The organism is Brevundimonas sp. (assembly GCF_032107865.1).
Taxonomy (GTDB): domain Bacteria; phylum Pseudomonadota; class Alphaproteobacteria; order Caulobacterales; family Caulobacteraceae; genus Brevundimonas.
Map to the genome: position 1 here is coordinate 1 of NZ_DAMCNG010000023.1, position 22947 is coordinate 22947.

The 22947-nt window shown below is 65.4% G+C and carries 24 protein-coding genes, 1 tRNA gene and 1 pseudogene; 9 read left to right on the top strand and 17 right to left on the bottom strand.

Annotation, left to right across the window (positions count from 1 at the left end):
• The 3 genes and pseudogenes from RT567_RS03875 to RT567_RS03885 all read right to left on the bottom strand — a co-directional run.
• Positions 1–1553, bottom strand: a pseudogene (locus RT567_RS03875) (hypothetical protein); the annotation flags it as partial.
• A complete protein-coding gene (locus tag RT567_RS03880; protein WP_409516139.1) occupies positions 1550–3337 on the bottom strand; it encodes an autotransporter assembly complex protein TamA in 1788 nt (595 codons plus the stop codon). The pseudogene RT567_RS03875 and the gene RT567_RS03880, both read right to left, overlap by 4 nt.
• 56 nt (positions 3338–3393) lie before the next feature.
• On the bottom strand, positions 3394–3651 hold the full coding sequence (locus RT567_RS03885; protein WP_313574427.1) for a hypothetical protein: 258 nt from the start codon (positions 3649–3651) through the stop codon (positions 3394–3396).
• A 242-nt stretch (positions 3652–3893) separates the two neighbouring features.
• On the opposite strand from RT567_RS03885, the gene RT567_RS03890 reads away from it, so the two are divergent.
• Positions 3894–3970 (top strand) — tRNA-Lys (locus RT567_RS03890).
• 29 nt (positions 3971–3999) lie between these two features.
• Here RT567_RS03890 and RT567_RS03895 read toward each other — a convergent pair.
• Complete coding sequence (locus RT567_RS03895; protein ID WP_313574429.1) at positions 4000–4206, bottom strand: hypothetical protein; 207 nt, start codon at positions 4204–4206, stop codon at positions 4000–4002.
• Between the two features lie 82 nt (positions 4207–4288).
• Here RT567_RS03895 and RT567_RS03900 point away from each other — a divergent pair, with 82 nt between their 5' ends.
• Entirely contained in the window at positions 4289–4837 is a 549-nt protein-coding gene (locus RT567_RS03900) for a hypothetical protein (protein WP_313574431.1), read from the top strand.
• Here the strand turns inward: RT567_RS03900 and tgt are convergent.
• A complete protein-coding gene (gene tgt, locus RT567_RS03905; RefSeq protein WP_313574433.1) occupies positions 4834–5946 on the bottom strand; it encodes a tRNA guanosine(34) transglycosylase Tgt in 1113 nt (370 codons plus the stop codon). The genes RT567_RS03900 and tgt overlap by 4 nt on opposite strands.
• Before the next feature lie 197 nt (positions 5947–6143).
• Between tgt and RT567_RS03910 the strand changes: the two genes are divergently transcribed.
• Entirely contained in the window at positions 6144–8750 is a 2607-nt protein-coding gene (locus RT567_RS03910) for a TonB-dependent receptor (RefSeq protein WP_313574434.1), read from the top strand.
• Between the two features lie 7 nt (positions 8751–8757).
• On the opposite strand, the gene RT567_RS03915 is transcribed toward RT567_RS03910, so the two are convergent.
• Together RT567_RS03915 and queA are read right to left on the bottom strand one after the other, a co-directional pair.
• Positions 8758–9234, bottom strand: a complete 477-nt coding sequence (locus RT567_RS03915) for a hypothetical protein (RefSeq protein WP_125899880.1) — start codon at positions 9232–9234, stop codon at positions 8758–8760.
• Positions 9231–10325, bottom strand: a complete 1095-nt coding sequence (queA, locus tag RT567_RS03920) for a tRNA preQ1(34) S-adenosylmethionine ribosyltransferase-isomerase QueA (RefSeq protein WP_313574466.1) — start codon at positions 10323–10325, stop codon at positions 9231–9233. The genes RT567_RS03915 and queA overlap by 4 nt, the downstream gene beginning before the upstream one ends.
• Positions 10326–10438: 113 nt before the next feature.
• Between queA and RT567_RS03925 the strand changes: the two genes are divergently transcribed.
• The 3 genes from RT567_RS03925 to RT567_RS03935 all read left to right on the top strand — a co-directional run bounded on the left by RT567_RS03925 (position 10439) and on the right by RT567_RS03935 (position 13624).
• On the top strand, positions 10439–10897 hold the full coding sequence (locus RT567_RS03925) for a MaoC family dehydratase (RefSeq protein ID WP_313574442.1): 459 nt from the start codon (positions 10439–10441) through the stop codon (positions 10895–10897).
• A gap of 48 nt (positions 10898–10945) precedes the next feature.
• Positions 10946–12619, top strand: a complete 1674-nt coding sequence (locus tag RT567_RS03930; RefSeq protein WP_313574443.1) for a lysine--tRNA ligase — start codon at positions 10946–10948, stop codon at positions 12617–12619.
• A 525-nt stretch (positions 12620–13144) separates the two neighbouring features.
• Complete coding sequence (locus RT567_RS03935) at positions 13145–13624, top strand: SH3 domain-containing protein (protein ID WP_313574445.1); 480 nt, start codon at positions 13145–13147, stop codon at positions 13622–13624.
• 67 nt (positions 13625–13691) lie between these two features.
• On the opposite strand, the gene RT567_RS03940 is transcribed toward RT567_RS03935, so the two are convergent.
• From RT567_RS03940 to RT567_RS03960, 5 genes are all read right to left on the bottom strand, one after another.
• Complete coding sequence (locus RT567_RS03940; RefSeq protein ID WP_313574447.1) at positions 13692–14150, bottom strand: S24 family peptidase; 459 nt, start codon at positions 14148–14150, stop codon at positions 13692–13694.
• A 237-nt stretch (positions 14151–14387) separates the two neighbouring features.
• Positions 14388–14825: a hypothetical protein gene (locus RT567_RS03945; RefSeq protein WP_313574448.1), complete on the bottom strand. Its 438-nt coding sequence runs from the start codon at positions 14823–14825 to the stop codon at positions 14388–14390.
• A 91-nt stretch (positions 14826–14916) separates the two neighbouring features.
• Entirely contained in the window at positions 14917–15264 is a 348-nt protein-coding gene (locus RT567_RS03950) for a hypothetical protein (protein ID WP_292057570.1), read from the bottom strand.
• Between the two features lie 110 nt (positions 15265–15374).
• Positions 15375–15782 carry a PaaI family thioesterase gene (locus RT567_RS03955; protein WP_313574450.1) on the bottom strand — a complete coding sequence of 136 codons (408 nt, stop codon included), beginning with the start codon at positions 15780–15782 and terminating at the stop codon, positions 15375–15377.
• Entirely contained in the window at positions 15779–16249 is a 471-nt protein-coding gene (locus RT567_RS03960; protein ID WP_292057572.1) for a PaaI family thioesterase, read from the bottom strand. Before RT567_RS03960 ends, RT567_RS03955 begins: the two co-directional genes overlap by 4 nt.
• 72 nt (positions 16250–16321) lie before the next feature.
• Here RT567_RS03960 and RT567_RS03965 point away from each other — a divergent pair, with 72 nt between their 5' ends.
• Positions 16322–17356 carry a ligase-associated DNA damage response exonuclease gene (locus RT567_RS03965; protein ID WP_313574452.1) on the top strand — a complete coding sequence of 345 codons (1035 nt, stop codon included), beginning with the start codon at positions 16322–16324 and terminating at the stop codon, positions 17354–17356.
• A gap of 6 nt (positions 17357–17362) precedes the next feature.
• Here the strand turns inward: RT567_RS03965 and RT567_RS03970 are convergent, their stop codons facing one another.
• A complete protein-coding gene (locus tag RT567_RS03970) occupies positions 17363–18955 on the bottom strand; it encodes a response regulator (protein WP_313574454.1) in 1593 nt (530 codons plus the stop codon).
• Positions 18956–19161: 206 nt separating this feature from the next.
• Between RT567_RS03970 and queC the strand changes: the two genes are divergently transcribed.
• Both queC and queE read left to right on the top strand, forming a co-directional pair.
• Positions 19162–19869 (top strand): 7-cyano-7-deazaguanine synthase QueC, encoded by a 708-nt coding sequence (queC, locus tag RT567_RS03975; protein WP_409516140.1) that lies wholly within the window; start codon positions 19162–19164, stop codon positions 19867–19869.
• Positions 19866–20501, top strand: coding sequence for a 7-carboxy-7-deazaguanine synthase (gene queE / locus RT567_RS03980; RefSeq protein ID WP_313574458.1), 636 nt, complete (start codon positions 19866–19868; stop codon positions 20499–20501). Before queC ends, queE begins: the two co-directional genes overlap by 4 nt.
• Before the next feature lie 38 nt (positions 20502–20539).
• On the opposite strand, the gene RT567_RS03985 is transcribed toward queE, so the two are convergent.
• The 4 genes from RT567_RS03985 to RT567_RS04000 all read right to left on the bottom strand — a co-directional run.
• Positions 20540–20992, bottom strand: coding sequence for a GNAT family N-acetyltransferase (locus RT567_RS03985; protein WP_313574460.1), 453 nt, complete (start codon positions 20990–20992; stop codon positions 20540–20542).
• Between the two features lie 180 nt (positions 20993–21172).
• Positions 21173–21436, bottom strand: a complete 264-nt coding sequence (locus RT567_RS03990) for a hypothetical protein (RefSeq protein ID WP_313574461.1) — start codon at positions 21434–21436, stop codon at positions 21173–21175.
• A gap of 96 nt (positions 21437–21532) precedes the next feature.
• Positions 21533–22228 (bottom strand): pirin family protein, encoded by a 696-nt coding sequence (locus RT567_RS03995; protein WP_313574463.1) that lies wholly within the window; start codon positions 22226–22228, stop codon positions 21533–21535.
• Positions 22229–22314: 86 nt separating this feature from the next.
• On the bottom strand, positions 22315–22947 hold a 633-nt coding region (locus RT567_RS04000; protein ID WP_313574465.1), incomplete at its 5' end, for a chorismate synthase.

Sequence of the window (22947 nt, forward strand, 5' to 3'; positions counted from 1 at the left end):
GCCCGGATCGGGCCGCCGAACGCGCCGCGCGCGCCGGGCTGGATGCGCGACAGGTCGGTCAGGTCGGCGCGGCCGGTGAAGTTCAGACCGCCGTTCAGGTTGCGTCCGCCCGAGCCGGTCAGCGTCAGGCCCTGGCCGCGCGCGTCGATCTTCTTCAGTAGCATGGCGCCGTCGGCCATGCGCGTGCCTTCCATCTGGAATCGCGGAGCAGAGCCCAGCAGCCCGCCGATGATGCCGGCCGCAGAGCCGCCGACGGCGCGCACGTCGGTCGTCACGTCGATGCGGCCCTTGTTGGCGGCGATGTTGACGGGGCCGGAGATGCGCGTGGCGCGATAGGAGGCGATGTCGGCGTTCAGCAAGCTGGCCGAGCCTTGCAGGCTCCACACCTGGGCGTCGCCCTTGAACACGCCCGTATAGGCCGCCGGACCGGCGACGGGGCTCCCCACCAGGCGGCTGAGCGAGGGGGTGTTCAGCTCCAGGCTGATGCCGTCGGGCGAGGTGTTGTCCGTAGTGCGGATCAGGCCGCGCGCGCTGGATTCGATGTTGTCGGCGTACAGGCGCCAGGCCACGCCCTGATAGCCTTCGCGCTTGACGTCCGGCGTCATGGCGAAGCCGAAGCGGGCGGTGCGGCCGATACGCTCCACGAAGGGCGCCAGCAGGTCGGAGCCGGAGAAGTCGGCGTAACCCGACACCTTGGCGCCGTTGTCGCCATAGGTTCCCTTGACCAATAGGGGACGGAACTGGCCGGTCTGGACGGCGACGTCGATGACCTCGCCGTTGACTACGGCGACGGCCGAGAACGGTTGATCGGGCGAATAGCCCAGCGACCCGGCGATGGGACCGCCCTGGGCTTCATTGGCGCGCAGATTGACGCGCAGGTCTTCGGGCTTGTCGCCGAAGGCGGCGGCCAGGCGCAGATAGTCGCCCTTGCGGTTCAGGCTGTAGGCGTTGACGTTGGCGGTCTTGACGCCCTTGCGCGGAATGGCGGCGTCGCCGCTGAGGGTCCAGCGGCCGTATTCCTTGGAGAACCCCTCCAGCAGTTCGACATTGGCGCTGAAGCGGTCGATGTCGATGGAGATGGCCTGGGGCCCGCCCGGTTCGCTCGGCGGCTCCAACTCGGGGCGGCGCAACAGACGAATCTGGCCCGCGCTGATTTCCGTAGCGTGGAAGCGCCGCGCCAGCAGAGGCCAGTAGGACCAGTCGACGCGGACGTCCGTGGCTTCCAGCCAGACGCCCTTTTCGTCGGTCACGGTGACGCGCTTCAGGCGGAAGTCGTTGAACAGGTCGCCCTGCAGCCCCTCGACGTTGATGCGGCCGTAACGGCTGATCTTCTTGCCCGCGACGAAGCTGGTGATCAGTTCGCGCCCCGCGTCGGACACCAGATACATCCGCCCGCCCACCAGGGCGACGACGATCAGGGCCAGCAGACCGGCGAAGGTCGCGCCCGCGATGAAGGCCGCCAGTTGCAGACGGGTGCGCTTGCGCTTGGCCTTCTTGGCCGGCGTGTCGGCGACGTCTGCGCCCGTTTCGTGAGGCGGAGGTGTGTCGGTCAAAACGCCTGGCCGATGCTGAGATAGAGTTGGAACCCGGAGTCGCCCTCACGCTTGTTCAGCGGGAAGGCGATGTCGGCGCGCACAGGGCCGAACGGCAGTTTGTAACGCACGCCGACGCCCGCGCCGTAGCGCATATTGGTCAGGTTGGGCGTTTCCTGGAAGCCGATGGCGCCGCCGTCGACGAAGGCCACGGCCTGGAATTTCTCGCCGATGTCGCGTCGTACCTCGATCGAGGTCTCGAACAGCGACAGGCCGCCGCGCGGTCGGTTGTTGGGCAGGCGCGGGTTGATGCTCTGATAGGAATAGCCGCGAACCGAGCCGCCGCCGCCCGAATAGAACAGGCGGTCCGAGGGCACGGTCAGTTCTTCGCCACCGATGATGGAGCCGATGCGGGCGCGTCCGGCCAGCACGGTTTTGGCGTCGTCCTGAAGCGGCAGATAGGCGGTGGCCTGGCCCTCGGTGCGCAGGAACAGGACCGTATCCTCGCCCGCCACGGCGGTCGGCTGGGTCGACAGCGACAGACGATAGCCCGAGGTGGGGTTCAGCGGGTCGTTCGAGCGATCCATGAAGGCGCTGCCGCGCAGGGTGACGATGGCCAGGTCGCGGTCGAAGGTGATCGGCGCCTGGGTCACGGGGTCGAACCGATATTCCGTGTAGCGGCCCGCATCGACGCCCAGGCCGTAGCTGAACCAGGACGTCTTGCCGAGGCGCTGGGACAGGTCCGCGGCCAGGGTGATGGCGCTGCGATCGTAGGCGTCCGTCTGTTCGTTGACGATGAAGGACGACAGCTTCAGCGTCCGACCGGCCTTGCGCCAGTGCGGCTGGGACCACTCGCCGCCGATGCGGCTGTCGATGCTGGCGATGCGCGCGCCATAGCGCAGGGTGTCGGCGCGGCCGAAGCGATTGTAGCGCGTGCGGAAGACGTCGACGCCGACGCCTTCATAGGTCGAATAGGTGGCGCCGGCCTCAAGCAGGCTGACCGGCCGATCCGCCAGGGTGACGACGACCGGACGCAGGCCGTCCGGTCGAATGTCGTCCAGCGGCGACAGGGCCACGCCCACGCCGTCATAGACGCCGGTATCCAGCAGGCGGCGTTCCAGTTCGGCGACGTCCTCTGGATCGTAGCGATCGCCTTCCTTCCAAGGGACCAAGCTCTGGAGCCAGCTTTCCTTGGTCGGCCCGCGGGTTCGCAGCTGAATGCCGTTCAGCCGCACCAACTCGCCGGAGTTGATGTTGAAACCGGGCTGAACCAGGAAGGTGGCGTGATCCACGACCACGCGGCGGGGCAGGGCGACGGCGTCCGCGTAGCCGCGCCGGGTCAGATCGGCGACGACGCGGCCTTCGGCTTCCAGAATCCCGGCGGCCCGGCCCGGCTCGCCCGGCTTGAGCCGGATGTCTTCAATGACAGCGGTGCTGGTTTCTGCGTCCGGCGCAGGCGCAGTCCAGTTGATCGTAGTTTCGCCCAGGACGAAGCGGCGACCCGGCGCGATCTGAACCACGGCGACGGGCTTATCATCGCCCTCGACCTGATCCTCTACGGCAGCTTGGTAGTAGCCTTCCGAACGCAGCAAGGCCTGAGCTGAGGTCAGGGCGGCGCGAGCGCGACGACGCGCCTCGAAGCGATTGGACGGCGCGCCGTCCACCTCGCCAATGGCCTGTTCGAGTTGGCGCTTGAGATCGCCGTCTATTTCACCGCGAATCTGAGCTCGGGGTTCGGCGGCGGCCTGGCTTGCAAGGGCGCATACTGCCGCGCCGGCAAGAAGGAGGGGAAGCCTCGACGTCAAATCCGAACCCTGGTTGCGAGACGATCATGAGCGATTAGCCCCGTTCGTCAGGAGAATCAGTAAAACAGCGTATCGCTTTCGGGTTGCACTGTCTCTTCGGAGGAACGCTGGTCCGGCGGCAGCGCCTCCACCGGCGTGGCGGCTTCAGGAGCGGCGGGAGTCTCGGCGACAGCGGGCGCAGCGGCGTCTTCGGCGGCGGGGGGCTCAACGGGCGCCGGCGCTTCGACGGGCGTCGGTTCGCTGTAGGGTTGTTCACAGGCGGCCAGGAAGCTGGTGGCGGCCAGCGCGGCGCCGATCATCAGACGATTCAACATGGATCGATTCATTTTTGATCCCCCTCTAGGGGCTGGAAACGTGGAGAGGCGAAGCCGGTTCCTCAGGCGCGCCTTTAAAGGATTCATGTGAACCTGGGATGAATCGCGCGCTGGAATCGCCTTGATTTCGTGGCGGGAGCCGTCGTCAGAGCCTTGTTTGTGCGGCGAAAAATTTCCTGAAATTTCCACTTGCCCGCCGCGAAGCTCATCCGTATGTTCCGCGCTCTTCGCAAACGCGATGTGCGCCCCTAGCTCAGTTGGTTAGAGCATCTGACTTTTAATCAGAGGGTCCTCGGTTCGAGCCCGAGGGGGCGTACCACTCCCCTGAAATTCTAACACGATCAGCGCCTAGGACTTCTGGTTCTTGTTGCGGACTGCGCGCTCGAGTTTCGTCAGGCGTTCGTCCAACCAACTGACATATGAGGTTCCGACGCCGCGCCGTCGCAAGGGGCCGTGGAGCCGCCAGGCGACCGCGAGCGCCGCCGCCAGTACGACTGCGGCGATCACGAAATCCAGCCATGTCAGATTATAAAGCGGGACGTTCAGCGTGCGCATGGCGTCAGCCTAGGCGGGCTTCGAGCCTGGTGTCGAGGCGGCAGGCTTGGCTTTAACGCGCGGGGCGTGATTAAACGCGCTCATGCGCCAGATTTCATTGACCGTCATCGCTGTGTCCCTGTTGCTCGCCGGCTGCAACGCCGGCGCCTCCGCTCGAGACGGGGTGGATCAGGTGGGCACGGGCCTGGGCGACGCCGTGGCTGCGCCGCTAGAGGATCTGAACCTCAAGCGTCAGGAAATCCCGACCGTTCTGTTGCAGGCGGAATCCAATCCCTATGACGTGCGCAACATGACCCGATGCACTGTCATCGCGGCGGAGATCGCGCGACTGGACGAGGCTCTGGGGCCGGATACGGACGCCGCGCCCACCGACGATGGAACCTTCATGAGCGAGCGCGCCGCTGACGCCGCCGCCGGGGCGACGCTGGACGCCGTACGGGGCACGGTGACGGACTTCATTCCGGCTCGCAGCTGGGTGCGCCGCCTGACCGGCGCCGACGCTCACAGCAAGCACGTCCAGTCGGCCATTCAGGCGGGCCTGCGTCGCCGCTCCTTCCTGAAGGGCGTGGGTATGCAGCGCAATTGCGCCCCGCCGGCGGCGCCGGCCGGGTTCGTTCCGCGTCGCGGCTAGGCCCTCAGGTGCCGGGCGCGGAAGTCGCGGCGGAACTGCTCGAACCGACCTTCGCTGATGGCCTCGCGCATGGCTGCAGTCAGCGCCTGGAAGAAGGCGATGTTGTGCCAGCTCAGCAGGATCTTGCCGAGGATCTCGTCGGCCCGGATCAGGTGGTGAAGATAAGCCTTTGAATAGTCTTGCGAGGCCGGGCAGGGGACTTCGACGTCCAACGGATCCTGATCCTCGGCGAAACGCGCGTTCTTGAGGTTCAGCGGGCCGCCCCAGGTCCAGGCCTGGCCGTGACGCCCGGCGCGGGTCGGCAGGACGCAGTCGAACATGTCGACGCCGCGATAGACCGCTTCGACCAGGTCGATCGGCTTGCCTACGCCCATCAGATAGCGAGGGCGGTCTTTGGGCAGGAACTCGGGCGCATAGTCCAGAACCTCGCACATGGCCTCGTGGCCTTCGCCGACGGCCAAGCCGCCGATGGCGTAGCCGTCGAAGCCGATCTCTTGCAGACGCTCCGAGGATTCGCGGCGCAGATTTTCATAGGTCGAGCCCTGCTGGATGCCGAACAGGGCCTGCGCATCGCGCGTGCCGAAGGCGTTCTTGGAGCGCTGGGCCCAGCGCGCGGACAACTCCATGCCTTCGCGAGCGCGCTTTTCCTCGGCGGGCCAGGCGACGCATTCGTCTAGCTGCATGACGATGTCGGAGCCCAGACGGTCGGCCTGAATCTGGATCGAGCGTTCCGGCGTCAGGACGTGCTTGGAACCGTCGATGTGGCTGGAGAAGGTCACGGCCTCCTCGGTCAGCTTGGAGATGCCCGACAGGCTCATGACCTGGAAGCCGCCGGAGTCCGTCAGGATCGGCTTGTCCCAGCGCATGAAGTTGTGAAGCCCGCCGAGGCGCTCCATCCGTTCCGGGCCGGGACGCAGCATCAGGTGATAGGTGTTGCCCAGCAGGATGTCCGCGCCGGTCTGCTTGACCTGATCCACCGTCATCGCCTTGACCGTGGCGGCGGTGCCGACGGGCATGAAGGCGGGCGTGCGGATGTCGCCGCGCGCGGTCTTCAGCACGCCGGTGCGGGCGCGGCCTTCGACAGCGGAGATCTCAAATGGAAAAGGCATGGGCGTTCCTTGCAAGGAGCCGCGTCTTAGGCTGAACGGGAGAAGGCCGCCAGCCCCGGCCCGGTTGACGTCCTGGGGCCGTTCTGTGGCGGTAATCCGGCGTCGGCGCCTTTGTTTGAATAGCGACGGTTATTTGGCAACCGAACGATCACGCGGCTGTTAGGGCAGCGCACGAAACCGTGAAAGTCGCCTGATTAATGCTGCTCCGTTCGGGAACCCTGGGTTCCGTCTCCCTGCTTGCGATTGCCGTCGCCCACCCGGCCTGGTCTCAGGATTCCATTGAAGTCACGCCGCCGTCGGCTGCCTCGGACAACCCCGTCCAGGTTCAGGATGTCGTGGTGACAGGCCTGCGCGGCAGCCTGCGCTCTGCCCAGGCGCTGAAACGCAACGCGGACGAGGTGATGGACGCCATCGTCGCTGAGGATATCGGCAAGCTGCCGGACGTGAACGCCTCGGAATCCCTGGCGCGTGTCACGGGCATCCAGGTCGAGCGCGGGGGCGGGGAGGCGTCGCGGGTGATTGTGCGCGGTCTGCCCGACGTGGCCACCACCTACAACGGCCGTGACATCTTTACGGATCAGGGGCGTGCAGTGGCTATGCAGGACTTTCCGGCGGCGGCCATCGCCGCGCTGGAGGTCTATAAGTCCAGTTCCGCCTGGCGACTGGAGTCCGGCATCGCCGGCCTGATCAATGTGCGGTCCCGGCGGCCGTTCGATTTCGACGGCTTCGAACTGTCGACCTCGGTGAAGGGCTCCTACGCCACCCAGTCGGAAAGCTATGATCCGAACGGCGACATCCTGATCAGCAATCGCTGGAATACGGGCGCGGGCGAGGTCGGGGCCTTGCTGAACCTGTCCTACACCAGTCTCCGCTACCTCGACTCCGTGCGCTGGGACAGCGGCGGCATCGTCGCCGTGGACGGGCAGTCGGCTGATCCTGCGGTCCAGGGTGCGCGATACCCGGATGCCGTGGGCATCTTCTACGGAACGGGCGAGCGCTGGCGGCCGTCGGCCAATCTGGCGCTGCAATGGCGACCTAACGACCAGTGGGAATTCTATGTCGACGCCCTCTATCAGGGCTATCGCAACAAGATTTCGGACCGTCAGTTCATCGTCCCGCTGAACCACGAGATCACCCGGTTCGAGGACGTGGCGCTGCGCGACGGCCGCAATGAGATCCAGAGCCTGATCCAGGTCGCGGGGCGTCGTCCGGAGCAGTGGCAGGGCGCCTCGACCGGCAAGACGAACACCTGGCAAGCGGCGATCGGCGGCAGCTACAACGCCGGGCCGCTTCAGATCGCCTTCGACCTGGCGCGCACCGACAGCACCTATGAGTTTTCGAACTACAGTTTCGACACTGCCTTCACCCATGCGCCGGTGACGCTGATCGACTTCGATACGCCGGGCGAAGACGGCGGGGCGACCTTCGAATTCCGCGACTTCGACGTCACGAACCCGAACAACTACGTCTATCGCGGCCTGTTCGACCGCCACTTCATCGGCGCGGGCGACGACTGGCAGGCGAAGATCGACCTGACCTATGACACGGGAAACAGCCTGATCCCGCAGTTGAAGTTCGGCGTGCGCTACGTCGACCGCAACGGCTCCTATCAGAACGGGGAGCGATATCAGAACCAGGAAGACCTCGGTCTGCCGCTGACCTCCCTTCCGGTCGAACTGGCCCTGATCCCGGCCGGGTTCAACGGCAGCGACGTGCAGGCCATGCGCGCCTGGGTGTCGCCAACCTACGGTAGTCTGCGCTCCAACATGGACGCCCTGCGCGCCCTGGCCGGGTTCGAACCGGGTCGCCCGCCGATCAACCCGGCCCAGACCTATGAAGCGTCCGAGACGGCCTATACGGCCTATGGTCAGGCCGATTTTGCCATCAACACCCGTATTCCGATCGAGGGCGAACTGGGCCTGCGCATCGTCGCCACCGACTTCACCGTGCGCGGAACCAGCCGCTCGACCGAGGGTGAAACCGAGGTCTTCACGCCGGTCGATCAGGGTGGGCGTTACACCGACCTGCTGCCCAGCCTGGGCGTGCGATTCATGCTGGACGACGGCCTGATCCTGCGCATGGCGGCGAACCAGACGAGGACGCGCCCGGCCTTCGGTCAGCTGAACCCCAGCCTGTTCGTCAGCCCTTCGGCAGATACCTCTGGGCGGCGCACGGCGTCTGGCGGCAATCCCGATCTGAAGCCGATCCAGTCGACCAACTATGACCTGACGCTGGAGCGCTATTTCGCCGATACCGGAGCGGCGACCCTGGCCCTGTTCAGGCGCGAGATTTCAGGCTTCATCGCTGATCAGACCATGGACGTGGACGATCCGATCTATGGCGTTCTGCGCGTCACGCGGCCGGTCAATCTGAACGACGCGGTGCTGCAGGGCGTCGAGGCGTCCTTCACGACCTTCTTTGACTATGAATTCGTGCCGGAATGGGCGCGGTCGTTCGGGGTGCAGGCCAACGCCACCTACATCGACGGGGCTCTGCCCTATGTGTCGAAATATTCCTACAATCTGACCGGCATGTATGAGAACGGGCCTTGGACGGCGCGGCTGGCCTATAATCTGCGGACGAAGTTCGGCAACGGCGTCATCGGCGAGCATGTGGACGACGTGGCGCGGCTGGACTTCTCGGCGGGCTGGTCGCCGACCGAGCGCATCACCGTCAGCTTCGACGCGACCAATATCCTGGGCCAGCCGTTCCGGTCGTTCTACGATTACGGCGAGGGCGTCTATCCGCGCGACGTGCGCTACGAAGAGAGCCTCTACACCGTGGGGCTGCGTTTCCGCTATTGAGGCGGTCTCAGCGCAGGAGCGTCTCGAGACGCTCCGCGCGCTGCAGATCCTTGGGGCGACCAAACAGGCGACACTTCTCGATCTGTTCGGCGACCGTGGGGATATAGAGCGTGCCCCCGTCCAGTTCGATCGCCTGGCGCGTGGTGAAGATGACCGGCGTCCAGTCGGCGCCGGCGCGAACGTCCATCATCGCCATGACCTCGATCGGGACCGGCGTGGTCAGGATTTCGCCGAATACTTGCGATCGAAACAGGCCTTCGCCGGGGTCTTCGATGGCTTCGCCGTGCAGAGCCTCGATCAGGCGCCGGGCGTCGCGCGGGCTGGTCATCACGTCGACGTCCGGCACGTGCCATTCCGACAGGCCCGACAACGCCATGCCTGCGCCCCCGAACACCCACCAGGGATCCTGAAGCTCACTGGCCGCTGAAGCCAGGATGTCGAAGGTCGCGGCCAGATTTTCGGGCAGATCGTCGATGTGGCTCATTGGGCGTCTTCCCGAAACAGCAGGCTTCCGTCGCCATAAGAATAGAAGCGGTAGCCGCTGTCGATGGCATGGGCGTAGGCGGCGCGCATCGTCTTCAGTCCGGCGAAGGCGCTGACCAGCATGAACAGCGTCGATTTCGGCAGGTGGAAGTTGGTCATCAGCAGGTCGCAGGCGCGGAAGCGGTAGCCCGGCGTGATGAAGATGGCCGTGTCGCCGTGGAAGGTCTGAACCACGCCGTCCTCGCCCGTGGCGCTCTCAAGCAGGCGAAGCGAGGTGGTGCCGACGCAGACGATGCGCCCGCCCGCCGCGCGCACGGCGTTCAGTGCGGCGGCGGTCTCGGCTGAGACCTCGCCCCACTCGGAGTGCATCTTGTGATCTGTGGTGTCGTCCGCCTTGACCGGCAGGAAGGTGCCCGCCCCGACGTGGAGCGTCACGGCGTGGGTCGTCACGCCGCGCGCCCGGATGGCGTCCAGCAGGGCGGGGGTGAAGTGCAGACCTGCCGTCGGCGCTGCGACCGAGCCGTCGTGCTCGGCGAAGACGGTCTGATAATCCTTCAGGTCTTGGTCGTCCTCGGCCCGCTTGGCCGCGATATAGGGGGGCAGGGGCATGACCCCGACCTCGCGGATGGCGTCGTCCAGCGCCGGGCCCGCCAGATCGAAGCGCAGGGTGACGAGGCCGTCCTCGCCCTTGGCCGTGATCTCAGCGTCGACCTGGCCCAGGAAGCAGGCGTTGTCTTCCTCGCGCCCGAACCGAACGCGGTCGCCGACCTTCAGCCGTTTGCCCGGCTTCATGAAGGCGCTCCAGACGTCGGGCGCATCGCGGTGGTGCAGGGTGGCCTCGACCGGCACCGACAGCAACTCGCCTTCCGGCCCGGTGCGGTGGCGCACGCCCGACAGGCGGGCGGGGATCACGCGGGTGTCGTTGAAGACCAGGGCGTCGCCCGGTTGCAAGAAATCCGGGAGGTCGCGGATGATCCGATCTTGCAGATCGCCGCCCTTCACGATCAGAAACCGCGCGGAATCGCGCGGATCGGCGGGACGCAGGGCGATGCACGCCTCGGGCAGGTCGAAGTCGAAATCGGATGTCCGCATGAGGCGGGGAATGCTCACGCCCCGCCTTTGCGGTCAAGCGAAGCCCGGCCGAAAGTCGACTGGCGAAAACCATTCCAGCCGCTATGTCAGACTGAGCAATGGGAGTTGAGTGCATGACCGACCGCTATCTGGACGACCTGACCGTCGGCGAAAGCTGGGACAGCGAGCCCTTCACCATGACCGAGGCCGAGATTCTCGCCTTCGCGACCGAGTTCGATCCTCAGCCCATGCACGTGGACAAGGCGGCGGCCGAGGCGGGACGGTTCGGCGGCCTGATCGCCAGCGGCTGGCACGTCTGTTCGCGCGTCATGCGCCAGTTCGTGGACGAAGCCTATTTCGGTGAGACGCCACTGCTGGGCATGAACGTCGACGCCCTGTGGTGGGTGCGGCCCGTGCGCCCCGGCGACGCCCTGACCGTGCGACGCGAGATCATCGAAATCCGTCCGTCGAAGAGTCAGCCTGATCGCGGCGTCGTCCGCACCAAGACGACGGTGACGAATCAGGACGGCGATCTGGCCATGAGCTTCGAGAACCAGATGCAACTGCCGCGGAACGCCGAAGCGCGCCTGTAAAACGCCGCCGCTGTTGACCCCGGGCCTTCAAGGCGTCAAAGCCCGTTGATGCTTCAGAACCTTGAAACCCTGTCCCGTGAGGCCCGTTCGTGGCCGTTTGAGCAAGCGCGCAACCTGCTGGCCCACGTGCTCAAAAAACGGCTGTCGGATGCGGAGCGCGATGCGGCGAAGCTGCTGATCGACGCGGGTAAGACGGACGAGGCTCTGGCGACCTTCGAGGCGCTGAACCGGCCGGTGATCCTGGAGACGGGCTATGGTCCGTCGGGCCTGCCGCACATGGGCACCTTCGGCGAAGTGGCGCGCACGACCATGGTGCGCAATGCGTTTCGCGCCCTGACCGGCGACCATTGGCGCACGCGCCTGATCGCCTTCTCGGACGACATGGACGGCCTGCGTAAGGTGCCCGAGGGCGTGCCGAACCCGGAGATGCTGCGCGAAGACCTGCATCTGCCGCTGACCAAGGTGCGCGATCCGTTCGGCACGCACGACAGCTTTGGCGCGCATAACAACGCCCGTCTGCGCGCCTTCCTCGACAGCTTCGGCTTTGAGTACGAGTTCATGTCCTCGACCGAGACCTATCGGTCGGGCCGGTTTGACGCGACCCTGCTGACCCTGCTGGAGCGCTTCGACAAGGTCATGGGCATCATGCTGCCGACCCTGGGCGAGGAGCGCCGCGCCACCTATTCGCCCTTCCTGCCGATCAGCCCGATCACCGGCCATGTGCTGCAGGTGCCGACGCTGGAGCGCAACGTCGAGCGCGGCACTATCGTCTTTGACGACCCGGCGGGCGGTCGCACCGAGGTGCCCGTCACCGGCGGCCATGTGAAGCTGCAGTGGAAGCCCGACTGGGCCATGCGCTGGACCGCCCTGGACGTCGACTATGAGATGTCGGGCAAGGACCTGATCGAGAGCGTGCGCGAGAGCGGCAAGATCTGTCGCGCCCTGGGCGGCACGCCGCCGGAAGGCTTCAACTACGAGCTCTTCCTCGACGTCGAAGGCAAGAAGATCTCCAAGTCCAAGGGCAATGGCCTGACGATGGACGAGTGGCTGCGCTACGGCACGCCGGAGAGCCTGAGCTGGTATATGTTCCAGTCGCCGAAGTCGGCCAAGAGCCTGCACTTCAACGTCATTCCGCGCGCGACGGACGACTATCTGTCCTTCATCGAGCAGTACAAGACGCAGGAGCCGGCCAAGCAGATCGACAACGCCGTCTGGCACATCCATTCGGGCCAGCCGCCGCAGAGCGCCTCGCCGGTGTCGTTCGCCCTGCTGCTGAACCTGGTCGGCGTGGCCAACGCCTCCAGCAAGGACCAGCTGTGGGCCTACTTCGCCAAATACCTGCCGGACGCCACGCCTGAGAATGAGCCGGTTCTGGACCGTCTGATGGGCTATGCGCTGAACTACTACGAGGACTTCGTGAAGCCCTCGAAGACCTATCGTCTGCCCGACGACAAGGAGAAGGCGGCGCTTCTGGACCTAGCCGACCGTCTGAAGGCCCTGCCGGCGGACACGACCGACGGCGAGATCATCCAGGGCGAGGTCTATGCGGTAGGCAAGGCGCACGAGTTCGAGCCGCTGCGGGCCTGGTTCCAGGCGCTCTACGAGGTGCTGCTGGGCGCCTCGCAGGGGCCGCGCTTCGGGTCGTTCGCCGCCATCTATGGTCTGTCCCAGACGATCGCACTGATCGAGAAGGGCGCCGCCGGGGGCTTGGCTGAGGGCTAAGGGCGGAGACATTTCGGGCTGCTGACCGCGTCAGCAGCCCGTCTTCGTCATGGGGGCTGGTCAGGCGACGAAGACGGCCCCGACCAGGGACGCTATAGCCAGCATCAAGAGCAGACTCTCAAACGGGGACGGCAACCAGGTTGATCGGCGATGGCGTCGGCGGGTGCTGGGGACCATGATTTTCGCTCGCATTCCATAATGACCTGTAGCGCAAGCTCGGGAGAGCCGGAGATCGGCAGCGGCTGGCCGTAAAGGCTGCGCCACAGCACATCCAGAGCCACGTCTGCTTTTCCAAGTGCGCCCATGGACGTCATAGCGCACGACAATGCGGCCTCTGCCCATCCCCCGTATGGGGTAGGAAATGAACAATATCTGTTTTTTCACACAAACTTGGGCGCGTCCGAACATCAGGCGGCTCTGCGTTCGACAAGAAAGATGAACGGAACATAACGACAAGGCTGGGGGAGCCTTCAGCTTGGGCGGTGCATTCTCTCTTCATCGACAACTCGATGACAGGAGAGCCTCATGTCGAAGACCTTCAAGGCGGGTTTGGCCGCCACCGCAATGTTCGCCGCTCTGGCCGCCGCCGCTGTGCCCATGACCGCTAGCGCCATGCCTCAGGCCAATGGCATCACCAACTGCGACGCACCGGGCGGTCGTCAGCAGGCGGGCGCCGCTATCGGCGCCGTGTTGGGCGGCCTGGCGGGCAGCCAGGTGTCGAAGAACGAGCGCGCTCTGGGCGCCGTTGTCGGCGCCGGCGCGGGCGCAGCGGCTGGCTCCTATATCGGCTGCAACCAGCAGCGCACGCGCGCAGCGAGCCAAAGCAACGCCAATATGTACCGCGCGACCTCCAACCTGCGGATCCGCACCGGACCGGGCGCCCAATATCGCCAGACCGGCAGCCTGTCGGCAGGCCAGCACTTCACGGCCACCGGGTCGCAGGGCGAGTGGGTGCAGATCGCGGGCGGCGGTTGGGTCAACGCCCGCTACGTGGCGCCGAACTGATCGGCGGATTTCTCCCCCGCGTCGATCAAATGCGAGGGCCGTCCCGAAAGGGGCGGCCTTTTGCTGTCTACTGGCTGACCCACAGGATGCGAGCCATCCACAGGACGTGGCGGCGGGGCAGGGTGCGCGGCTCATAGTGCGGATTGAGCGAGGCCAGAACGACCTCGCGGCCGTTCAGGGCTGCGATCTCCTTGGCCAGGGTTTCGCCGTCCGCCGTGCGCACCACCACACGATCGCCGCGCCGGACCTCTGTAGCGTCCAGGTCGACGATGACCCGGTCGCCTGGTCGATAAACCGGCTCCATGGAGTCGCCGTCGATGGTCAGGCTGAACAGGCTGTCCTTGTGGGCCGGAAGTTCGGTTTGATCCCAGCCTTCCGCCATAGGCAGGCCGGCGTCGTCGAAGAAGCCCTCGTCGCCCGCTCGAGCGAGGCCCAGAAGCGGTATGGCGCGCCGCTGCGGCGCGGCGTCATCGGCCAGGGCGGCGAATTCGGCCAAGCTTAGCCCGCTGGTCTGAAGCACGCGCATCAGGCTTTCTGTCGAGGGCCAACGAGGACGAGGAGGCTGACCGGGCCCCAGTCGTTTGGATGGATTGAAGCTGGTGGCGTCCAACCCCGCGCGCCGCGCCAGGCCTGAGGCCGAAACGCCCTCTCGCCGCGCCAGGGCGTCGATGGCCTTCCAGATTTGTGCATGGGACAAGGGCACTGGCGCAGGTTCCGAGAAACTTGAAGCGCCAGTTTAATCGAGGGGGTTAGGAATATCTACCTATTCCTCGTCGTCGAGTCCTACTGCGCGGCGTTCCTGCCAGGCGAAGAAGGCGCCGACGCCCAGGGCGATAATGACGCCGTAACCCGCCATGTTGGTCACAGTGTAAAAAGCGGAAATCTCGGGTCGCAGCTTCATCAGGACCATGACGTGGCTGGCGACGGCGAGCAGTTGGAATGCGCTGGCCCAAACCGGCCAGGATCGTGGCGATTTCCACACCAGTGCGACGAAGATGGCCAGGGCGGCCAGGTCGATGATCAGGGTGGGCCACTGCACGGATGCGTACCCGATGTAGGTTTGGGCGAGGATTGATAGGAACCACCCGCCAAGAACCGTTGCGGCCCCGATGCGCTCTGGCCGGTTCCCCTTGGTCAGGGCGAAAAGGCAGACCAGCACGATAAAGCCGGCGCCGACTAGTGCGGATATGGTTTCCAGCAACGAAAGCCCCCATTTGTCTCACGACAATGGGGGCCAAGTTACATCATGCAAATCGGAAATCGGAGCGCCGAGTCCGAATGTTACGTCGAATTCACGCCACGCGCAGGTGGCGTTCTTGGCTGCCCATCGGACGGCTGTCCCACTCGTCGGGCTTGTTGACCGGGCCGAGGGCGTAGGTGCCGTAACCGAGGCGACGATGGTCCTTCTCGAGTTCGGCGTGGCAAGCGATCACGGCTTCACGAGCGGTGCTGAGGGCGGCGATGGCCTCCATGGCCTTGGTCTGGGAGCCTGCAGCAGCGACAGCCGAGAGCGACAGGGCCGTACGAGCGCCGATCATGGTCTGAACCAGGGTGGCGGCGTGGGCGATGGCGTCATCCAAGGCTTTTTCGGTGGCGTACAGTTCGCCGGCGACACCGGCGATGACTTCGTTGCGATCCATGACTTACCCCTCGTTGAAAAAGAACAACGAGAAAGTGTTAACGTGTATTAACTAATTTGGGTAGGACTTTCTTTACAAAATTTACAATTGACGTTGGCCAACGGCCTTCGTCACGATCCCGCGTTCTCGGGGTCCAGCAGGAAATGGGCGGTGAGCGAGGCGATCGGCTCCTGTCGAGTGTCCTGCCATGCTTCAGCGACGACATGGGCGACGCGGCGTCCGGCCTTGTTGATCCTGGCGCGAGCGTAGACGTCGATGGGGCGGCCTGAGCGAAGATAGGCCACGGTGACGTTGATCGGACGCGGCAACCGCAGTCGTGGATAGGTGAGCGAGACCTGGGCCATGGCCGTCATTTCCAGCAGGGCCGCGGTCGAGCCGCCGTGCAGAGCCGGCAGCATGGGGTTGCCGATCAGCTTGTCGGCGAACGGCATGACGACGGTGATCTCGTCGCCGTTCATCTGGGTCTGGAGGTCCAGGAAGCGGGCGTAAGGCAGGCTGTCGAGCAGGGATGCGGTCATGCGGCGCTCCTGGATTTCAGGTTTGCGCCGGGTCGGTGATCGCCTTCCGCGCTGACCATATAGGCGGACTGGGCGGCGGCGACAGGGTCGGTCGGATCATCCTCGAAGGCCCAGGCGCGCACAAAGGCGAGGTTGCGCGTCAGGCGATAGCACCTCGCCTCGGCCAGCAGGTCACGACCCGGCGCTGCGGCGCGCATATAGTCGACACGAAGATCGAGCGTCGCCACGGGTCGGAATGTTCCCAGCCCCACCCAGACGGCCAGACCGCCGACGTGGTCCAGCAAGGTGGTGACGAGGCCGCCAGCCAGCACGCCGGTCTCAGGATCGCCGACCAGATCGTCACGATAGGGAACGCGGATGCGGACGCGGTCTCCGTCCAGGCCCTCGAACGCGAAGCCCAAAGCGTGGGTATGGGCCGCGCCGGATGCGAGTTGCGGCAAGAGGGTGTCGAGGAACGAATCCGTCATCGAGGCGTCCTGTGTTGTGTCTCGCCTTGGTCGCCCGTCGGGGGCCTTCTTGTCCAGCGAGCGGATAGTTTGATGATCCGACCCCAAGATCTTCTGCGGCCGGCGTTAGCCGGCCTCTACTGCCCGATTGGCGATTTCTATGTGGATCCCGTGCGGCCGGTGGACCGGGCGGTGATCACGCACGGTCATTCTGACCATGCGCGGCCGGGACATGGCGCCGTGCTGGCGACGCCCGAGACCCTGGCCATCATGGCTGAACGATACGGACCCGACTTCGCCGGGCGGACGCAGCCCGCCGCCTACGGAGAGACGACGCAGATCAACGGCGTGGCGGTGCGCTTTGCGCCCGCCGGGCATGTGCTGGGTTCGGCCCAGGCCGTTATCGAGCGGGACGGCCTGACCATGGTGGTCTCTGGCGATTACAAGCGACGACGCGATCCGACCTGCCTGCCGTTCGAGCCGGTTCGCTGTCATGTCTTCATTTCGGAGGCGACGTTCGGTTTGCCGGTCTTTGTTCACCCGCCTGATGGGGAGGAGATCGCGCGCCTGGTTCATTCCCTGGCGCAGTTTCCTGAACGCGCTCACCTGGTCGGCGCCTACGCCCTGGGCAAGGCGCAACGGGTGATCCGTCTGCTACGCGAGGCGGGGTGGGATCAGACCATTCATGTGCACGGCGCGCTTGAACGTCTGAATCGCCTCTATCAGAACGAAGGGATCGACCTGGGGCCGCTGGCGCCCGCCACGGGGCTGAAGGCGCGGGCCTTGGGCGGCGAGGTGGTGATCGCGCCGCCTTCGGCCATTCAGGATCGCTGGGCACGCCGGTTCGCCGATCCCGTGACCGCCTTCGCTTCTGGTTGGATGGGCGTGAGGGCGCGGGCGCGTCAAAGGGGTGTGGAACTGCCCCTGATCATTTCGGATCATGCAGACTGGCCCGAACTGATCCAGACCTTCGAGGAACTGGCCCCGGAAGAAATCTGGATCACGCACGGGCGCGAGGAGGGCCTGCTGCGCTGGGCGGAGTTGAAGGGGGTGAAGGCGCGCGCCTTGCGCCTCGTCGGCTATGACGAGGACGATGAAGAACTTCAGGGCGATCTATCGACAGCTTGAACGCCGTCAGGCGACGTCTCTTGCTCGAGCCGGGGCGGCGCTCGCCGGTTCCAGCGCGGTGTTCATGGCCAGGCGCAAGCGTTCCGGCTTGATGGGCTTCTCCACCACGGCGGCCATGCCTGCGGCCAGATAGGCCTTGGCGTCGTCCGGATCGGCATTGGCGGTCAGGGCGATGATCGGTATGTCGCGTTGAGGACCGTCGAGCGCGCGAATGGCGCGTGTCGCGCCGACGCCGTCGAGGCGCGGCATCTTGATGTCCATCAGGATCAGGTCGAAGGGGCGCGATTGGACGGCTTCGACGGCGTCCTGACCGTCCTCGACGGTTTCGGAGGTGCAGCCGAACATCTCGCACAGGGCCTGGGCTACGACGCGGTTGGTGGCGTTGTCGTCCGCGATCAGCACATGCGGGCGCGCCTGGAGATGAAGGCTGTCCAGATCTGCGACGTTGGTCGGCTCGTTGCGCTCGATGAAGGCGATCGGCGCCGACAGGTCGAAGGCGAAGGTGGCGCCGCGTCCTGTGTTGTTTTCGGCCCAGATGCGGCCATCCATGCATTCGATCAGGCGTCGGCTGATCGCCAGGCCCAGCCCGGCATCCGGGGCCGAAGCGTCAAGCAGGCCGCTGGTGCGGCTTTCATCGGCGGGGCCGTCATCGCGGATGCGGGCCTCGATCTGGACGCGGTCGCCATGGGCGTGCGCCTTGAGGCTGGCCTCGACCATGCCGTGACGGGCAAAGCTCAGGGCATTGCCGATCAGGTTGTTGAACACCTGACGCAGGCGGTCTGCATCGACCATGGCTGCCAGTTCCGTGTCGCCTTCATAGCCGACCATCAGGGTGACGCCGTCCTGAGCCGCACGCGGCGACCAATGGCTCTGCAACTCGTCCATCAGGGTGCGCAGGGGGGTGGCGGTCGTCGTGATCTGCAACTCGCCCGCTTCGGCGCGGGCCAGGTCGAGAGCGTCACGCAGGCTGTCCAGCATGTCCTCGGCCGAGTCCATGATAGTCCGGGCGTGAGCCTTGGCGGCTTCGTTCAGCGGCTGGCGGTGCAGCAACTCGGCCACGGCCAGCACCCCGTTCATGGAGGTGCTGAGTTCGCGGTTCAGCAGGCCCATGAAACGGCTTTTGTCCCGCGCTGCGGTCTGGAGCGCGCGCTCTGCCGCGTCGGAGGAGCGGAGTTGCTCGACCAGGCGCTGGTTCTCGTGGCGCTGGTCTTCATTGATGGCGCGAAGCAGGGCGACGGCCGTGCCGACGCCGCGATAGGCCCCGCCGTGCGTGACGATGAAGCCGCGCATCAAGGCGCCGGGGCCGCTCTTCAGGATGATGGATGAAAAGGCGTCCACACGAACGCCGGATTCGATGACGGCGGGTTCCGGGTCCATCACGTGGATGACTTCGCGGGCTCCGTACAGACTCTGGCCCAACGGGCCGGCCAGCTTCAGCAGGAAGTCGCCGCGCTCGATCAGGCCGACAGGTCGATCGCCATCGACGACCGGTATCACCATGGTGTCCGGCTCGCGCTGGAACCGCGCGAGAATGTCGCCGGTCATGGCGGTTTTCGCCACCGGCTCCACGCGGTCGGTCAGCACTTCAATCGTCGGCATTCGGCCGGCTCCTACTGAGGTTCTTTTACAATCTCAGAGAATCTTTTGCAGAAGGGTTAAACCGCCTCGATTATTCTTCAGTCTCGCATCCTTTGCCGAGCCCGCCGCTCTGGCGTATAGGAGGCAACGTCCCATCTATCCGACCCTGGTTCCTTTTTTCGAATGCGCGCGGCTTACGGGCCGACCGCAGGCTTGTCATGAGCGCAATCGTGCAACACTCTGAAAAAACAGCTCTTGTTCTCTTTTCAGGCGGGCAGGACAGCGCCACCTGCCTGGCCTGGGCGCTGGAGCGTTTCGATCGTGTTGAGACCGTCGGTTTCGACTACGGTCAGCGTCATTCGGTCGAGATGCAGGCGCGCCAGTTTGTTCGCGAGGAACTGGTTAAGGCTCTGCCGCAGTGGGCCGACCGCCTGGGTGACGATCATGTGGTCGATTTGACGGGCTTCGGCGCCATCGGCGAGACGGCGATGACGACCGAACGCGCCATCGAGGCGGATGCTCGTGGTCTGCCCAACACCTTCGTGCCGGGGCGCAATCTGATCTTCCTGGTCGCGGCGGCGGCTCTGGCCGATCGCAGGGGGCTGGAAGTTCTGATCGGCGGCATGTGCGAGACCGACTACTCCGGCTATCCAGACTGCCGCCACGAGACGATCCAGGCCACGGCGCGCGCCCTGTCGCTGGGCCTGGACAAGTCGGTGCCGGTCGAGACGCCGCTGATGTTCCTGACCAAGGCCCAGACCTGGGAACTGGCGGATCAGATCGGCGGTCGCGCCCTGGTCGAGGCGATCATCGAGTTCAGCCACACCTGCTATCTGGGCGACCGAACGCATCGCCATGTCTGGGGGTATGGCTGCGGCGCTTGCCCGGCCTGCGAACTGCGCGCGGCGGGTTATGCGCAATGGGCGGCCGCATGACCTATTCGGCCAAGGAAGTCTTCCTGACGGTGCAGGGCGAGGGCGGGCAGGCGGGGCGTCCCGCGGTCTTCCTGCGTTTCGCGGGGTGTAATCTGTGGAGCGGGCTGGAGCGGGATCGCGCGACCGCGATCTGCAGCTTCTGTGACACCGATTTTGTCGGCGTGAACGGCGACGGCGGCGGCAAGTTCAAGACCGCTGACCTGATGGCTGATCATGTCGCCGGGATGTGGCGCGGTCGCGAAGGTGATCCCAAGCTGGTGGTCTGCACGGGCGGCGAGCCGCTGATGCAGTTGGACGCGTCGCTGATCGACGCCCTGCACGCACGCGGGTTCGAGATCGCCATTGAATCCAACGGCACCCTGACGGCGCCGGACGGCATCGACTGGATCTGCATCAGCCCCAAGGCTGACGCCCCCGTGGTTCAGGCATCCGGTCAGGAGCTGAAACTGGTCTTCCCTCAGCCGCTGGCCATGCCTGACCGTTTCGAACATCTTGATTTCGAGCGTTTTTGGCTTCAGCCCATGGACGGTCCTGATCAGGCCGCCAACACCGCCGCCGCCATCGAATATTGCCTGACCCGCCCGCAATGGCGGCTCAGCGTCCAGACGCACAAATACATCGGCGTGCGATAAGGGCGAGGGCAGGGCGGCGAACCGCCCTGCCGGATGCCTTAGGCCGCCAGAAGCATCTGGGCGTTCTCAAAAGGCAGGCCTGAATCGTCCGTCGCGCGGCGCGATTGCTCCTGGAAGCCGAGGGCTTCGTAGAAGCGCATGGCCTGATCGTTGTCCGTATAGACTTCGAGCATCAGCGTCCCTTTCAGTGAAAGAGCGTGCGCGACCAGGGCGCGCCCGATCCCGTGGCCTTGCTGGTCAGGAGCGACGAAAAGGCCGCCGATGAAGCTGTCGATCAGGCTGATGAAGCCGACCGGCTGACCTCCACGACAAGCGACCCATGTTTCCGCGTTGGGAAGGTATTTGCTCTCGATCAGCCCTTGCTGTTCGAGAAGGCGCTCCTGGCCGATGAAGGCGTGAGCGAGAATCGAGGCTTGCAGCCAGATGTCCGACAGCGAGGCCGTGTCGGTCGACGGGCTATAGGCACGAATGACCGTGTCTATGTGTGACATGAATTTTCCGCAGATAAATATGCAAACAGAGACTGCGCCTGATCAGGCGCAGGAATCCCGCGTGGGCGGATTCAATGGAGGGCTCTGCGCATAAATCTCCTTCTGCGAACCGTGGCGGTTAGCAGTCGGCGAAAAGTGATGCAATGGCTTGGCGACGAAACGCCTTGAAGCGAAGGGGACTTAGCAGTCCTTGCCCTGCCGCTGTCTCTCTTCGCAGCGGCGTTGTTCGCGTTCGTATTCGCGCTGCTCGCGCTCGCGCTTGGCCTTCGTTTCCTCGTCCGAGGTGGTGACGGCGTCGAAGCCCGCGCCGACGGCTGCACCCGTCACCTTGGCCGCGCCTCCGACGACGGCGGCTCCGGCGCCGACGACGGCGCCCGCGACGCAGCCTTGAAGCATGAGAGCGCCGGACAGGCAGAGGGCGAGGGCGGGGAGGCGCTGGATCATAGGGGCAGTCTGCCGCGCCGCGTGCCTTCTGTCAGCGCGCAAAAGAAAGGGGGCGTTCTTTCGAACGCCCCCTGTGATCTTTCGATCAGTGCGGCCCTAGAGGCTGTCGACCATGACCAGTTCGGCGTCTTCGGCGGCCGTGATGGTGATCACGGCCTCGTCGATGATGCCGGCGCCGTCGCGGGCGTTCAGGGTCACGCCGTTGATGTCCACTCGGCCCACGGCGGGCACCAGATAGGCGCGACGCCCGGCGGCCAGGTCATAGGTCAGGCTTTCGCCCGCCTTCAGAGTCGCGGCCAGGATCTTGGCGTCGGCGTTGATCGACAGGGCCTCGTCCGCCGGATCGCCCGAAGCGACGACAGTGAACTTGCCCGAGCGGTCGTTCTTGGGGAATTCGCGCTGGCCCCAGGACGGTTGGGCGCCCGGCTTGTCCGTCTCGATCCAGATCTGGAACAGGGTGGTCGTTTCGTTCTCGAGGTTGAACTCGGAGTGACGCACGCCGGTCCCTGCGCTCATCACCTGAACGTCGCCCGCGCCCGTGCGACCCTTGTTGCCCATCGAGTCCTCGTGGGTGATGGCGCCGGTGCGGACATAGGTGATGATCTCCATGTCGGCGTGGGGGTGGGGCGGAAAGCCCGACCGGGCGCCGATCTCGTCGTCGTTCCAGACGCGCAGACGGCCCCAGCCCATACGCTTGGGATCATAGTAGTTGGCGAACGAGAAGTGGTGTTTGGCGTTCAGCCAGCCGTGGTTGGCGCCGCCGAGGGTGTTGAAAGGTCTGATGTCGATCATGGTTCGGTCTCCCATCCGAGGAATGCTTGAGACCTAGATAGGATCGCCAAATCTTATTTGCAACTGTGTTTGTTTCTTATTGAGCGTCAACCCACCTGCGCCCGATGCCGCAGCTTGGCGTCGGCCAGGACGATGGCGGCCATGGCTTCGACGACCGGCACGCCGCGCAGGGCGACACAGGGGTCATGGCGGCCCTTGGTGCGCAGATCGACTTCGGCGCCGTCGCGGTTGATGGTCTGGCGCAGGGTCAGGATGGACGACGTCGGTTTGAACGCCACCCGCGCCGTTAGCGGCTGGCCGGTGGAGATGCCGCCCAGGACTCCGCCCGCCTTGTTCGACAGGAAGACAGGCTGGCCGTCGTCGCCCAGACGCATTTCGTCGGCGTTGTCTTCGCCCGACAGTTCAGCGGCGCCGAAGCCCGCGCCGATCTCGACGCCCTTGACGGCGTTGATGGACATCAGGCCGGCGGCCAGTTCGGCGTCCAGCTTGGCGTAGAGCGGCGCGCCCCAGCCGGCGGGGACGCCTGTGACCTCCAGCGCCACGACGGCGCCGATGGAGGAGCCGGCCTTGCGCACGCCGTCGAGATAGGCTTCCCACGCGGGCACGACCTCCGCCGAGGCGGCGAACAGGGCGTTGTCATACACGGCGTCGAAGTCGAGGGCCTCGTCGGCTATGCGGTGCGGGCCCAACTGGACCACGCCGGCGCGGATGAGGATGCT

What these genes read in the sequence shown, in the direction of transcription:
- tgt (WP_313574433.1), bottom strand. Translation starts at nt 5,946, where the DNA reads ATGCCTTTTCCATTTGAGATCTCCGCTGTCGAAGGCCGCGCCCGCACC.
- RT567_RS03990 (WP_313574461.1), bottom strand. Translation starts at nt 21,436, where the DNA reads ATGATCCAGCGCCTCCCCGCCCTCGCCCTCTGCCTGTCCGGCGCTCTC.
- RT567_RS03985 (WP_313574460.1), bottom strand. Translation starts at nt 20,992, where the DNA reads ATGTCACACATAGACACGGTCATTCGTGCCTATAGCCCGTCGACCGAC.
- RT567_RS03885 (WP_313574427.1), bottom strand. Translation starts at nt 3,651, where the DNA reads ATGTTGAATCGTCTGATGATCGGCGCCGCGCTGGCCGCCACCAGCTTC.
- RT567_RS03940 (WP_313574447.1), bottom strand. Translation starts at nt 14,150, where the DNA reads ATGCGCGTGCTTCAGACCAGCGGGCTAAGCTTGGCCGAATTCGCCGCC.
- RT567_RS03950 (WP_292057570.1), bottom strand. Translation starts at nt 15,264, where the DNA reads ATGGATCGCAACGAAGTCATCGCCGGTGTCGCCGGCGAACTGTACGCC.
- RT567_RS03995 (WP_313574463.1), bottom strand. Translation starts at nt 22,228, where the DNA reads ATGATCGACATCAGACCTTTCAACACCCTCGGCGGCGCCAACCACGGC.
- RT567_RS03965 (WP_313574452.1), top strand. Translation starts at nt 16,322, where the DNA reads ATGATCCGACCCCAAGATCTTCTGCGGCCGGCGTTAGCCGGCCTCTAC.
- queA (WP_313574466.1), bottom strand. Translation starts at nt 10,325, where the DNA reads ATGCGGACATCCGATTTCGACTTCGACCTGCCCGAGGCGTGCATCGCC.
- RT567_RS03915 (WP_125899880.1), bottom strand. Translation starts at nt 9,234, where the DNA reads ATGAGCCACATCGACGATCTGCCCGAAAATCTGGCCGCGACCTTCGAC.
- RT567_RS03970 (WP_313574454.1), bottom strand. Translation starts at nt 18,955, where the DNA reads ATGCCGACGATTGAAGTGCTGACCGACCGCGTGGAGCCGGTGGCGAAA.
- RT567_RS03895 (WP_313574429.1), bottom strand. Translation starts at nt 4,206, where the DNA reads ATGCGCACGCTGAACGTCCCGCTTTATAATCTGACATGGCTGGATTTC.
- RT567_RS03960 (WP_292057572.1), bottom strand. Translation starts at nt 16,249, where the DNA reads ATGACGGATTCGTTCCTCGACACCCTCTTGCCGCAACTCGCATCCGGC.
- RT567_RS03900 (WP_313574431.1), top strand. Translation starts at nt 4,289, where the DNA reads ATGCGCCAGATTTCATTGACCGTCATCGCTGTGTCCCTGTTGCTCGCC.
- RT567_RS03935 (WP_313574445.1), top strand. Translation starts at nt 13,145, where the DNA reads ATGTCGAAGACCTTCAAGGCGGGTTTGGCCGCCACCGCAATGTTCGCC.
- queE (WP_313574458.1), top strand. Translation starts at nt 19,866, where the DNA reads ATGACCTATTCGGCCAAGGAAGTCTTCCTGACGGTGCAGGGCGAGGGC.
- RT567_RS03930 (WP_313574443.1), top strand. Translation starts at nt 10,946, where the DNA reads ATGCTTCAGAACCTTGAAACCCTGTCCCGTGAGGCCCGTTCGTGGCCG.
- RT567_RS03955 (WP_313574450.1), bottom strand. Translation starts at nt 15,782, where the DNA reads ATGACCGCATCCCTGCTCGACAGCCTGCCTTACGCCCGCTTCCTGGAC.
- RT567_RS03910 (WP_313574434.1), top strand. Translation starts at nt 6,144, where the DNA reads ATGCTGCTCCGTTCGGGAACCCTGGGTTCCGTCTCCCTGCTTGCGATT.
- RT567_RS03925 (WP_313574442.1), top strand. Translation starts at nt 10,439, where the DNA reads ATGACCGACCGCTATCTGGACGACCTGACCGTCGGCGAAAGCTGGGAC.